Raw genomic sequence first — 12,307 nt, forward strand, 5'->3', positions numbered from 1 at the left:
CCGCCGAGCCGCTCGCGTCGATCACGCCCCCGACGACGCACGTGCAGCCATCGGCCCCGCTGCAGTCGCGGGTGTGCGCGGGGCCGGCGCTGCGCGCCGGCACCGACGACGGCGTCGACGCCCTCGCGGTCTCGGCCGTCGCCGAGCCGACCATCGAGGTCGGCAGCCTCGGCGGCGAGCTCGAGCGCACCGCGCTCGCGGTGCCGGACCAGGAGGGCGTCCCCGGCGGCACCGCGATCACGCAGCGCGGCGAGTCGACGACGCTCTCCGCCGCGCAGGCCGTCGACGTGGGCGTCGACGGTGCGAGGGGCCTGGCCGTGAGCGAGTGCAGCGAGACGCGGCTCGACCAGTGGCTCGTCGGCGGCTCGACGCGCACGGGCCGGCAGTCCACGCTCGTCGTCGGCAACGCCGCGCAGGTGACCGCGAGCGTCGACGTCACGGTCTACGGACCCGAGGGCCGCGTCGAGACGGTCGGCTCGAGCGGCATCACCGTGCAGCCCGGCACCGAGTCGATCCTCGACCTCGCCGCGGTCGCACCGGGCGTCGCCGACGTCGTCGTCCGCGTGCAGTCGACGGGCGCGCCGGTCTCCGCGTACCTCCAGCAGACCACGACCCGCGGGCTCGAGACGGGCGGCATCGATGTCGTCGACCCGGTCTCCGCGCTCACGACCGCGGTGCTGCCCGGTGTCGAGATCACCGCGCCCACCGGCGTCGAGACGCAGCCCGGCTACGACGACGCCGCTCCCACGCTGCGCGTGCTCTCGCTCGGCGGCGGCGCGGTGCGCATCGCGTTCCAGTCGGCAGACGGCTCGCTGCTCGAGTCGGAGGGGCAGCTCGAGCCCGGCCGCGTCACCGACTTCCCGCTCGACGAGATCCCCGTCGGCGTGGTGGCCATCCGCGTCGCGGCCGACACCCCGATCGTCGCCGGTGCGCGCCAGGTAGCGATCGCGGCGGCCGGGAACGACTTCGACTGGGTCGCCGGCGGCCAGGCCCGCTCGGGAGCCTCGACCGTCGCCGTGCCGGAGGGGCCGACGCCGACGCTCCACGTCGTGAGCACCGTGGACGAGGCCCAGGAGATCCGGATCGCCGGGCAGCCCGTGCAGCTCGCCGCCGACGGTGTGCATCAGCAGCCGGTCGCGCCCGGCTCGGTCGAGCTCGAGGGCGAAGGGATCGTCGTGGCCGTGAGCTACCGGGACGGTGCCCGGGTCGCGGGGTTCACCGCGAGCCCGCAGGGACCGGCCGCGCAGGGCGTGACCGTCGTGCACTGAACGGGCCAGCCTCTCGGGCCCTCGAGCTCAGTGGTGGCGCCAGCGATCCGGCGCGACCTCCCACGGGTCGCGGCCGATGAGCTCGGCCGCGGCTCGGAACACCGCGCCCTCGATCGCGATCTGCCGATGCCACGCGTCGTCGATGTGCACGCGGGGGAGCCGCTGGAGCGGCAGGCGGAAGATCGTGATGGTGCGCCGCTGCGCGTCGACCGCCCACTCCGGCACCTCGTCGATGCGCCCGGCGAGCGCCCGGGGCGGCATGTCCGCCCACTGGAAGTGCACGTCGCCGAGCTCGGCCGGCCAGAGCGCCTGCACGTAGTCGGCCGCGTCGGCCGCGATGTCCTCGAAGCGCGTCTCGCGCGACGACAGGAACGGCAGCACGGGGCCGGCGAGCGACGATCGCACCTCGCGGCCGTGCCGCGAACCCCTGGAGTGCTGGCGCGCGGGCATGCCGTCATCCTATGCCGGGAGGGCGGCGCGCCCCGCGGCACTACGCTGGGCCGGGTGGACGAACGGATGTGCTCGCGACCCGGTTGCCGCCGGTACGCCGATCGCACCGTGACCGTCGACTACGCGGCGCAGCTGCTGGTCGTCGGGCCCCTCCAGCCGGCGAGCCGGCGCGGGGCGATCGAGGGCAGCTACGACCTCTGCGAGCAGCACGCCGAGCGGGCGAGCGGGCCGGCCGGCTGGCAGGTCGCGCGCCACGAGCCCGGCCGCGCGAGCTGGTAGCAGATCCGACCGACCGACCAGGAGAGACCATGGCGCTGAGCGACATCGTGAAGGCCTACGACGTGCGCGGGCTCGTCGAGGGGCAGCTGACCGAGGAGGTCGTGCGCGCGCTCGGGGCCGCGTTCGCCGACGAGGTGGGCACCGGGGCGCCGATCGTCATCGGTCACGACATGCGTCCCTCCTCGCCGATGCTCGCCGCCGCCGCCGCTGACGGCGCGCAGGCTCGCGGCGCCGACGTGCTGCTGATCGGGCTGTGCTCGACCGACGGCACCTACTTCGCCTCCGGCAGCCTCGACGCGCCCGCGATGATGTTCACCGCATCCCACAACCCGGCCGAGTACAACGGCATCAAGTTCTCCCGCGCGGGCGCGCGCGGGGTCAGCCTCGACACGGGGCTCGCCGCCATCCGCGACACCGCCCAGCACTACCTCGACCACGGCATCCCGGCCGCCGCCCGGCGCGGCGAGCGCGCGGAGCGCGACGTGCTCGGCGACTACGCGGCGCACCTGCGCTCGCTCGTCGACCTGTCGGGCATCCGTCCGCTGAAGGTCGTGGTGGATGCGGCGAACGGCATGGGCGGGATGACGGTGCCCGCCGTGCTCGGCGAGGCGGCGGGGCTGCCGGAGCTGCCGCTCGAGATCGTGCCGCTCTACTTCGAGCTCGACGGCACGTTCCCGAACCACGAGGCGAACCCGCTCGACCCGAGGAACCTCGTCGACCTGCAGGCCGCGGTCGTCGAGCACGGTGCCGACCTCGGCCTCGCGTTCGACGGCGACGCGGACCGCTGCTTCGTCATCGACGAGCGGGGCGGAGCCGTCTCTCCCTCGGCGGTCGCGGCGATCGTCGCAGAGCGGGAGATCCGCCGGGCGCAGGCGGCGGGAGAGCGGGACATCGTGGTCATCCACAACCTGATCACGAGCCGCGCCGTGCCCGAGGCGATCCGGGCCGCGGGCGCGACGCCCGTGCGCACGCGCGTGGGCCACTCGCTCATCAAGGACCGCATGGCCGAGACGGGCGCCGTCTTCGGAGGCGAGCACTCGGCCCACTACTACTTCCGCGACTTCTGGGGCGCCGACAACGGCATGCTCGCCGCGATGCACGTCCTCGCGACGCTCGGCGCGCACGACGAGCCGATGTCGCAGCTCGCCGCCCGCTACACGCCGTACTTCGCCTCCGGCGAGATCAACTCGACCGTCGACGACGTGCCCGCCGCCTACACGCGCATCGTCGACGCGTTCGCGCACCGCGGCGAGTTCGACGAGCTCGACGGCCTCACCGTGACGTCGCCCGACGGCGCCTGGTGGTTCTCGGTGCGGCCCTCGAACACCGAGCCGCTCCTGCGGCTCAACGCGGAGGCCGAGACCGAGGCGACCATGGCCGCCATCCGGGACGAGGTGCTCGCCCTCATCCGGGCCTGACCCGGCGCGGCCTGCTCCCGCCGCGCGGTCAGTACGCTGGAACCCATGAGCAAGCTCCTGGTCACCGGCGGCGCCGGCTTCATCGGCTCGAACTTCGTCCACTACGTCGTCGCCAACACCGACCACGACGTGGTCGTGCTCGACAAGCTCACGTACGCCGGCGACCGCGCCTCGCTCGAGGGCCTCCCCGCCGCCCGAGTCCAGCTCGTGGTCGGCGACATCGCCGACGCCGAGGTCGTCGACCCGCTCGTCGCCGACGCCGACGCCGTCGTCCACTACGCGGCCGAGTCGCACAACGACAACTCGCTGTCCGACCCGTCGCCGTTCGTGCACACGAACCTCATCGGCACGTTCACGCTGCTCGAGGCCGCGCGCCGGCACCGCACGCGCTTCCACCACATCTCGACCGACGAGGTGTACGGCGACCTCGAGCTCGACGACCCCGCGAAGTTCACGCCCGAGACGCCCTACAACCCCTCGAGCCCCTACTCGTCGACGAAGGCCGGCTCCGACCTGCTCGTGCGCGCGTGGGTGCGCTCCTTCGGCCTCGAGGCGACGATCTCGAACTGCTCGAACAACTACGGCCCCCGCCAGCACGTCGAGAAGTTCATCCCGCGCCAGATCACGAACGTGATCGACGGCGTGCGGCCGCGCCTCTACGGCGCCGGCGAGAACGTGCGCGACTGGATCCACGCCGACGACCACTCGAGCGCGGTCCTCCGCATCCTCGAGGCGGGCCGCACGGGCGAGACCTACCTCATCGGCGCCGACGGCGAGAAGAGCAACCTCGAGGTCGTGCAGGCGATCCTGCGGCTCATGGGGCACGAGGCGGATGCGTTCGACCACGTCAAGGACCGGGCGGGCCACGACCTCCGGTACGCGATCGACGCGACCAAGCTGCGCGAGGAGCTCGGCTGGGAGCCCGCCTACACCGACTTCGAGGCCGGCCTCGCGGCGACCATCGACTGGTACCGCGCCAACGAGGCGTGGTGGCGGCCGCAGAAGGCCGCCGCCGAGGCCAAGTACGCGGCGGCGGGCCACTGAGCATGGCGGAGCTGACCACCGGCAAGCAGCTGCAGGTGCGCGAGACGCCGATCCCCGGCTTCCTCGTGCTCGACCTGCCCGTGCACGGCGACAACCGCGGCTGGTTCAAGGAGAACTGGCAGCGCGAGAAGATGCTCGCGCTCGGCCTGCCCGACTTCGGTCCCGTGCAGAACAACATCTCGTTCAACGCATCCGCCGGCGTCACGCGCGGCATCCACGCCGAGCCGTGGGACAAGTACATCTCCGTCGCATCCGGTCGCGTCTTCGGCGCGTGGGTCGACCTGCGCGAGGGCCCGTCGTTCGGCGCGACGTTCACGGTCGAGATCGACCCGTCGATCGCGGTGTTCGTGCCGCGCGGCGTCGGCAACTCCTTCCAGGCGCTCGAGGAGGACACGGCCTACAGCTACCTCGTGAACGAGCACTGGTCGGCCGAGGCGCAGGGCGAGTACACCTTCCTCAACCTCGCCGACCCGACGGCGGCGATCGAGTGGCCGATCCCGCTCGAGCAGGCCGAGCTCAGCGACAAGGACCGCGCGCACCCGATGCTCGCCGACGTCGCCCCCATGCCGCCGCGGAAGACGCTCGTGCTCGGCGCGAACGGGCAGCTCGGACGCGCGCTGCGGCGGCAGTGGGCCGAGCGCACCGACGTCGAGTTCGCCGGCCGCGACGCCATCGACCTCGCGCGGCCCGAGACGCTCGACGGCATCCGCTGGTCGCAGTACGGCACGATCGTGAACGCCGCGGCGCACACTGCGGTCGACGGTGCCGAGACCGACGAGGGCCGTCGCGACGCGTGGGCCGTCAACGCGAGCGGGCCGGCCCGGCTCGCCGCGATCGCGGCCCAGCACCGCCTCACCCTCGTGCACGTCTCGAGCGACTACGTCTTCGACGGCGCGCAGCCCCTCCACGGGGAGGACGAGCCGCTCGCGCCGCTCGGCGTCTACGGCCAGTCGAAGGCGGCCGGCGACCTCGCGGTCGCCGTCGCCCCCAAGCACTACGTGCTCCGCACCTCGTGGGTCGTGGGGGAGGGCAAGAACTTCATCGCCACGATGGCCTCGCTCGCGGAGCGCGGCGTGGACCCGTCGGTCGTGGGGGACCAGGTCGGCCGGCTGACCTTCGCGGCGGAGCTCGCGCGCGCGATCGACCACCTGCTCGCGTCCCGCGCGCCCTACGGCACCTACAACGTGTCGAACGGCGGCGAGCCCGCCTCGTGGGCAGACATCGCCGCGCGCGTGTTCGAGCGCACCGGCCACGACGCATCCCGGGTCACCCCGGTCACGACCGCGGAGTACTACGCCGACAAGGAGGGCATCGCGCCGAGGCCCCTGCAGTCGGCGCTCGACCTCGGGAAGCTCGAGTCCACCGGCTTCGCGCCGCGGGACCAGTTCGAGCAGCTCGACGAGTTCGTCCGGACGCTCGCGGACTGAAGCGGTGGGAGGATGGTGGCCATGACCGACACCGCCTCCCGCACCACGCTCGAGCACCAGGTGCGCGACCTCGGCCTCGCCGAGGCCGGACGCCACCAGATCCGCCTCGCCGAGCACGAGATGCCCGGCCTCATGGAGCTGCGCCGCCGCTACGCCGACGAGCAGCCGCTCGCGGGGCAGCGCATCGCGGGCAGCCTGCACATGACCGTGCAGACCGCCGTGCTCATCGAGACCCTCGTCGCGCTCGGCGCCGAGGTGCGGTGGGCGAGCTGCAACATCTTCTCGACGCAGGACGAGGCGGCGGCCGCGGTCGTCGTGGGCCACGGCACGGCGGATGCGCCGGCGGGCGTCCCGGTGTTCGCCTGGAAGGGCGAGACGCTCGAGGAGTACTGGGCGTGCACGAACCGCATCTTCGACTTCGAGGACGGGCCGACGCTCATCCTCGACGACGGCGGCGACGCGACGATGCTCGTGCACCGCGGCCGCGCGGCGGAGGCGGCCGGCGGGGCGCCGGTGACGCCCGAGGGCGCGTCCGACGAGCTGCACGTCTTCGACCGGCTGATCGCGACGACCCTCGCCGACGACCCGCAGCGGTGGACGCGCACCGCTGAGCAGCTGCGCGGCGTGACCGAGGAGACGACGACCGGCGTGCACCGGCTCGAGCAGCTCTTCGCCGAGGGGCGGCTCCTGTTCCCCGCGATCAACGTCAACGACTCCGTGACGAAGTCGAAGTTCGACAACCGCTACGGCATCCGCCACTCGCTGCCCGACGGTCTCAACCGCGCGACCGACGTGCTCATCGGCGGCAAGACCGCCTTCGTCGTCGGCTACGGCGACGTCGGCAAGGGCGCCGCCGAGGCGCTCCGCGGCCAGGGCGCCCGCGTGATCGTGAGCGAGGTCGACCCGATCTGCGCGCTGCAGGCAGCGATGGACGGCTTCCGCGTCGCGCTCGTCGAGGACTGCCTCGACGAGGTCGACATCTGGGTGACGACGACCGGCAACGAGCACGTCATCACGCTCGAGCACCTGCAGGGCATGAAGCACCTCGCGATCGTCGCGAACGTCGGGCACTTCGACAACGAGATCGACATCGCGGCGCTCGAGCGCTCCGGCGCCGAGCGCATCGAGATCAAGCCGCAGGTGCACGAGTGGCGCATGCCGTCCGGGCGGTCGATCCTCGTGCTCTCCGAGGGCCGGCTCATGAACCTCGGCAATGCCACGGGGCATCCGTCGTTCGTGATGTCGAACTCGTTCTCGAACCAGGTGCTCGCGCAGATCGAGCTCGCGACGAAGCACTACGAGCTCGGCGTGCACCGCCTGCCGAAGGTGCTCGACGAGGAGGTCGCGCGCCTGCACCTCGACGCGCTCGGCGCGCGGCTCACGACGCTCCGCCCCGAGCAGGCGGAGTACATCGGCGTGCCGGTCGAGGGCCCCTTCAAGCCCGAGCACTACCGCTACTGAGCCCGTCCGCGCCCGACCTCCTCGAAGAGCTTCCCCGGATCGCGGGTCCTCCCCGCGAGAAGTCGCGGCTCGGGGAGGTTCGGCGCCGCTCAGACCATCGCGTCGCTGAGCACGCGCAGCAGCTCGGCGAGCCTTGCCTGGTCGTCCGCGGGGATGCCGCGCAGCAGGCGCCGCTCGGCCTCGAGCAGCGCGTCGAGCGCGACGTCGACGCGGTCGATGCCCTCGTCGGTGAGCGTGACGAGGCGTACCCGCCGGTCGCTCGAGCCGCCCTCGACGCGCTCGACGAGGCCGGATGCGACGAGGTTGTCGATGCGGTTCGTCATCGTGCCGCTCGTCACCATCGTCTGGGCGATGAGGTCCTTCGGGCTCAGCGGGCCGTCGGCACGGCGGAGCGCCGCGAGCACGTCCCACTGCCAGGGCTCGAGGCCCGCGAGCTGGAACGCCTCGGCGCGGATGCGGCCGAGCTGGCGCGAGATGCGCGTCATGCGGCTGAGCACGTCGAGGGGCGTGACGTCCGCATCGGGCCGCACGCGCATCCACTGCTCGATGATGCGATCGACGTCGTCGCCGCGGAGCTCGCCCATGGCGCCAGTCTCGCACGCGCTCGCGGCGCAGCCGCTCTCGGAGGAGTGTCGGCCGATCGCGCTCGCACGGCGCCCGAACCGCAACCCGGCGACACTCCTCGGGGGATCCGCTCCGCCGTCGCTGCGCTCGCGGCTGTCGTCGTGTGCTCCGCCACCAGGATTCGAACCTGGACAAACGGCTCCAAAGGCCGCTGTGCTGCCGTTACACCATGGCGGAGGGCAGGACCAGGCTACTGGCGCGGGCGATAGCCTGAGCGCAGTCCACCGCACCACGATGGGAGAGTCCGTGCCCTCGATCGCCGTCATCGTCCTCGCCGCTGGCGCCGGCACCCGCATGAAGAGCCGCACGCCCAAGCCGCTGCACGCCCTCGCGGGCAAGCCGCTCATCGCGCACGTGCTGCGCACGGCGAACGAGCTGCACCCCGAGCGGATCGTCGCGGTCGTGCGGCACGAGCGCGATCGGATGGCGGAGGCGGTGCTCGAGTTCGCGCCGCACGTGCTCATCGCCGACCAGGACGAGATCCCGGGCACCGGTCGCGCGGTCGAGCAGGCGCTCGACGCGATCGCCGACTTCGATGGCCACGTCGTCGTGCTCTCGGGCGACGTGCCGCTCATCGACGCCGAGACCCTCGGCGCGCTCATCGAGCGGCACGAGCGCGAGGGCAACCAGATGACGCTGCTCTCGGCGCACCTGAGCGACCCGAGCGGCCTCGGCCGCATCGTCCGCGACGAGGCCGGCTCGTTCATGCGCATCGTCGAGCAGAAGGACGCGAGCGACGTCGAGCGGGCGATCGACGAGGTGAACGGCGGCATCTACGTCTTCGACGCATCCGCGCTCAGGCAGGCCCTGCGCACGATCGACCGCGCGAACGCGCAGGGCGAGATGTACCTCACCGACGCGGCCGTGCGCATCCAGGCGACCGGCGGCCGCATCGAGGCGGTGCCCGCGCCCGACGAGTGGGCGATCTGGGGCATCAACGACCGCGTGCAGCTCGCGGCCGCCGCGCACGTGCTCAACGACCGCATCATCCGGCGCTGGCAGCGCGACGGCGTCACGATCGTCGACCCCGCCTCGACGTGGATCGACATCGACGTGACCCTCGCCGAGGACGTCACGATCCTGCCCGGCACGCAGCTGCACGGCGCGACCGCGATCGCCGCCGGCGCGACGATCGGCCCCGACACGACGCTCGTCGACACCGAGGTGGGCGAGGACGCCGTCGTGAAGCGCACCGACGCGACCCTGTCGGTGATCGGGGCCCGCGCATCCGTCGGCCCGTGGGCGTACCTGCGCCCCAACTCGGTCGTGGGGGAGGACGGCAAGGTCGGCACGTTCGTCGAGACGAAGAACACGCAGATCGGCGCGGGCAGCAAGATCCCGCACCTGTCGTACATCGGCGACACGACGATCGGCGAGGGCTCGAACATCGGCGCCGGCACCATCACCGCGAACTACGACGGGGTCGCGAAGCACCGCACGACGGTCGGCTCGCACGTGCGCACCGGCAGCGACAACGTCTTCGTCGCCCCCGTGACGATCGGCGACGGCGCCTACACTGGAGCCGGCACGATCGTCCGCAAGGACGTCGAGCCGGGCGCGCTGGCGATCTCGGTCGCACCGCAGCGCACCATGTCGGGCTGGGTCGAGGCGAACCGGCCGGGCACCAAGGCAGCCGACGCGGCAGCAGCGGCGGGCACGCAAGCACCGAACGCCTAGGAGGCACCCGAGTGGGATCGATCGTCGCCAAGAACCGCAAGCACCTCGTGCTCGCGACCGGCAGGTCGCACCCCGAGCTCGCGCGGGCGGTGGCGGACGAGATCGGCACCGCCCTCATGGACGTCGACAGCCGCACCTTCGCGAACGGCGAGATCTACGCCCGCTACGAGGGCTCCGTGCGCGGCTCCGACGCGTTCATCCTGCAGTCGTACGGGCGCCCGGTGAACGAGTGGCTCGTCGAGCAGCTCATCATGGTGGATGCGCTCAAGCGCGCGAGCGCGAAGCGGATCACGGTGGTCATGCCGTACTACCCGTACTCCCGGCAGGACAAGAAGGGGCGCGGCCGCGAGCCGATCTCCGCGCGCCTCGTCGCCGACCTGTTCAAGACGGCCGGCGCCGACCGCATCATGTCGATCGACATCCACGCGGCGCAGATCCAAGGGTTCTTCGACGGGCCGTTCGACCACCTGTTCGCGATGCCGGTGCTGCTCGAGCACTTCCAGCGCACCATCGCGGCCGACAACCTCACGGTCGTCTCGCCCGACATGGGCCGAGTGCGGGTCGCCGACGTGTGGAGCGACAAGCTCGGCGCGCCGCTCGCGATCATCCACAAGCGCCGCGACCCGCTCGTGCCGAACCAGGTGTCGGTGCACGAGATCGTCGGCACCGTCGCGGGCCGCACGTGCCTGCTCGTCGACGACATGATCGACACCGGCCGCACGATCGTGCGCGCCGCCGAGGCGCTCAAGAAGAACGGCGCGACGAACGTCGTCGTCGCGGCGACGCACGCGATCTTCTCCGACCCGGCGCCGCAGATCCTCAACTCCGACTTCATCGACGAGGTCGTCGTCACCGACACCCTCCCGCTCCGCGAGGAGCAGCGGTTCGAGAAGCTGCGCGTGCTCTCGATCGCGCCGCTGCTCGCCCGCGCCATCACCGAGGTCTTCGAGGACGGCTCGGTCACGAGCCTCTTCGACGGCGCAGCCTGAGCGCACTCGCGCCGGGGAGATCACCGGACGGAGAGAACATGCCGATCCCGCCACAGCTGGCCAAGCTGCTCAAGCTCGCGCCGGGCCTCGTGCAGGAGTACGGGCCGGAGCTCATCAAGTGGGCGCGCGAGCACCCCGACTTCGTCCGCGACCTCGTCGAGCAGGTCAAGCCCCGCCCTCGGCCGCGCCCGTCGCAGGCGCCCGGGGACGCAGGCGGGGCGGGAGCCGAGCCCGCGCCGGTCGCCGGTGGCCGCGCCGGTGACATCGGCGAGACGATCGCGACCATGCGCATGCAGATCGCGTACCTCGCCGAGAGCGCCGACGACACCGCGGAGCGTGAGCGCGCGGAGGCGTGGCGGGCGAAGATCGACCGGCTCGACCGCGCGAACTCGCTCATCGCCTCCGGTGGATCGAGCGCCGAGCGCGAGCAGCTCGCCGCCCAGGTCGAGCAGCTGCGCGCGGCGGTCGTCGCAGCGTTCCTCGCCGAGCGCATCGAGGACGAGGGCGGGCCGTCGCCGAGCGATGCCGGTCGCTGACAGCATCTCCCGGGCGCTCGAGTGCGCCTACTTCGACGCCGGCCGCTGCCGCTCGTGCACGCTGCTGCCGACGCCGTACGCGCGGCAGCTCGCCGACAAGCAGGCGACGGTCGCGGCCGCGCTGCCCGAGATGGCGTGGGATGCGCCGCACGCGAGCGCCGTCGGGGCGTTCCGGAACAAGGCCAAGATGGCGGTCGCCGGCACCCTCGCCGCGCCGACGATCGGCATCCTCGCGACCGACGGCTCGGGCATCGACCTGCAGGCCTGCCCGCTGCACGAGCAGCCGATCGTCGACGCGATGCCCGTGCTCGAGCGGTTCGTGCGCGACGCCCGCCTCCACCCGTACGACGTGCCCGCGCGGCGCGGCGAGCTCAAGCACCTCATCGTGACCGCGTCGCCGGACGGCGAGCTCGCGCTGCGGCTCGTGCTGCGCTCGACGGAGTCGCTGCCCCGCATCGCGAAGCACCTGCCGACGCTCGTCGCGGCCCTCCCGCTCGTGAGCGCATCCGTCAACCTCCAGCCCGAGCACAAGGCGGTGCTCGAGGGCGACGAGGAGCGCGTGCTGCACGGCGGCACGCTCGTCATGCGCGTGAACGGCGTGCCGCTGCGGCTCAAGCCGCGCAGCTTCTTCCAGACCAACACGGCGGTCGCCGCGGCGCTCTACCGCGAGGCGACCGGCTGGATCGACCAGGCGAACCCCGCGAGCGTGCTCGACCTCTACTGCGGCGTCGGCGGCTTCGCGCTGCACGCGGCTCGGCCGGGGCGCTCGGTCGCGGGCGTCGAGGTCGCCGCCGATGCGATCGACGCGGCGCGGGAGACGGCGGCCGAGGTCGGGGCGGATGCGTCGTTCGCGGTGGGCGACGCGACCTCCGTGGACCTCGAGGGCGGCGGGGCGCCGGAGCTCGTCGTGGTGAACCCGCCGCGCCGCGGGATCGGCGAGCTCGCCGCCCGGCTCGACGCCTCGGCGGTGCGCACGGTCGTGTACTCGAGCTGCAACCCGGCGACGCTCGCGCGCGACCTCGCGGCGATGCCGGGCTTCCGCCCGGTGCGCGCGAAGCTGTTCGACATGTTCCCGCACACGGGCCACGCCGAGGTGCTCACGCTCCTCGAGCGCCGCTGAGACCGAGCCTGCCC

General features: G+C 72.8%; 12 protein-coding genes and 1 tRNA gene. 10 read left to right on the forward strand and 3 right to left on the reverse strand.

Going from position 1 to position 12,307, the window contains the following annotated elements; all coding sequences use genetic code 11:
• Positions 1–1,268: DUF5719 family protein (locus NWP09_RS01360; protein WP_258273748.1), on the forward strand; the 1,268-nt coding region annotated here is incomplete at its 5' end.
• A 27-nt stretch (positions 1,269–1,295) separates the two neighbouring features.
• Here the strand turns inward: NWP09_RS01360 and NWP09_RS01365 are convergent.
• Entirely contained in the window at positions 1,296–1,718 is a 423-nt protein-coding gene (locus NWP09_RS01365; RefSeq protein WP_258273749.1) for a hypothetical protein, read from the reverse strand.
• Positions 1,719–1,784: 66 nt separating this feature from the next.
• Here NWP09_RS01365 and NWP09_RS01370 point away from each other — a divergent pair, with 66 nt between their 5' ends.
• From NWP09_RS01370 to ahcY, 5 genes are read left to right on the forward strand one after another with little or no spacing between them, the layout of a single operon-like run.
• Positions 1,785–1,997 (forward strand): DUF3499 domain-containing protein, encoded by a 213-nt coding sequence (locus NWP09_RS01370; protein ID WP_258273782.1) that lies wholly within the window; start codon positions 1,785–1,787, stop codon positions 1,995–1,997.
• A 29-nt stretch (positions 1,998–2,026) separates the two neighbouring features.
• Positions 2,027–3,415: a phosphomannomutase/phosphoglucomutase gene (locus NWP09_RS01375; RefSeq protein WP_258273750.1), complete on the forward strand. Its 1,389-nt coding sequence runs from the start codon at positions 2,027–2,029 to the stop codon at positions 3,413–3,415.
• 45 nt (positions 3,416–3,460) lie between these two features.
• A complete protein-coding gene (rfbB, locus tag NWP09_RS01380) occupies positions 3,461–4,459 on the forward strand; it encodes a dTDP-glucose 4,6-dehydratase (protein WP_258273751.1) in 999 nt (332 codons plus the stop codon).
• Positions 4,460–4,461: 2 nt separating this feature from the next.
• On the forward strand, positions 4,462–5,886 hold the full coding sequence (locus NWP09_RS01385; protein WP_258273752.1) for a bifunctional dTDP-4-dehydrorhamnose 3,5-epimerase family protein/NAD(P)-dependent oxidoreductase: 1,425 nt from the start codon (positions 4,462–4,464) through the stop codon (positions 5,884–5,886).
• Positions 5,887–5,907: 21 nt separating this feature from the next.
• Positions 5,908–7,347: an adenosylhomocysteinase gene (ahcY, locus tag NWP09_RS01390; RefSeq protein ID WP_258273753.1), complete on the forward strand. Its 1,440-nt coding sequence runs from the start codon at positions 5,908–5,910 to the stop codon at positions 7,345–7,347.
• An 89-nt stretch (positions 7,348–7,436) separates the two neighbouring features.
• Here the strand turns inward: ahcY and NWP09_RS01395 are convergent, their stop codons facing one another.
• Positions 7,437–7,931 carry a MarR family winged helix-turn-helix transcriptional regulator gene (locus tag NWP09_RS01395; protein WP_258273754.1) on the reverse strand — a complete coding sequence of 165 codons (495 nt, stop codon included), beginning with the start codon at positions 7,929–7,931 and terminating at the stop codon, positions 7,437–7,439.
• 146 nt (positions 7,932–8,077) lie between these two features.
• Positions 8,078–8,148, reverse strand: a tRNA-Gln gene (locus NWP09_RS01400).
• Between the two features lie 57 nt (positions 8,149–8,205).
• On the opposite strand from NWP09_RS01400, the gene glmU reads away from it, so the two are divergent.
• From glmU to NWP09_RS01420, 4 genes are read left to right on the forward strand one after another with little or no spacing between them, the layout of a single operon-like run.
• Complete coding sequence (gene glmU / locus NWP09_RS01405; protein ID WP_258273755.1) at positions 8,206–9,648, forward strand: bifunctional UDP-N-acetylglucosamine diphosphorylase/glucosamine-1-phosphate N-acetyltransferase GlmU; 1,443 nt, start codon at positions 8,206–8,208, stop codon at positions 9,646–9,648.
• 11 nt (positions 9,649–9,659) lie between these two features.
• Complete coding sequence (locus NWP09_RS01410; RefSeq protein WP_258273756.1) at positions 9,660–10,637, forward strand: ribose-phosphate diphosphokinase; 978 nt, start codon at positions 9,660–9,662, stop codon at positions 10,635–10,637.
• A gap of 38 nt (positions 10,638–10,675) precedes the next feature.
• Positions 10,676–11,173, forward strand: a complete 498-nt coding sequence (locus NWP09_RS01415; RefSeq protein ID WP_258273757.1) for a hypothetical protein — start codon at positions 10,676–10,678, stop codon at positions 11,171–11,173.
• Complete coding sequence (locus tag NWP09_RS01420; protein ID WP_258273758.1) at positions 11,160–12,293, forward strand: methyltransferase domain-containing protein; 1,134 nt, start codon at positions 11,160–11,162, stop codon at positions 12,291–12,293. The genes NWP09_RS01415 and NWP09_RS01420 overlap by 14 nt, the downstream gene beginning before the upstream one ends.
• Positions 12,294–12,307 lie beyond the last annotated feature (14 nt).

This window comes from Agrococcus sp. HG114, from assembly GCF_024723325.1.
Classification (GTDB): domain Bacteria; phylum Actinomycetota; class Actinomycetes; order Actinomycetales; family Microbacteriaceae; genus Agrococcus.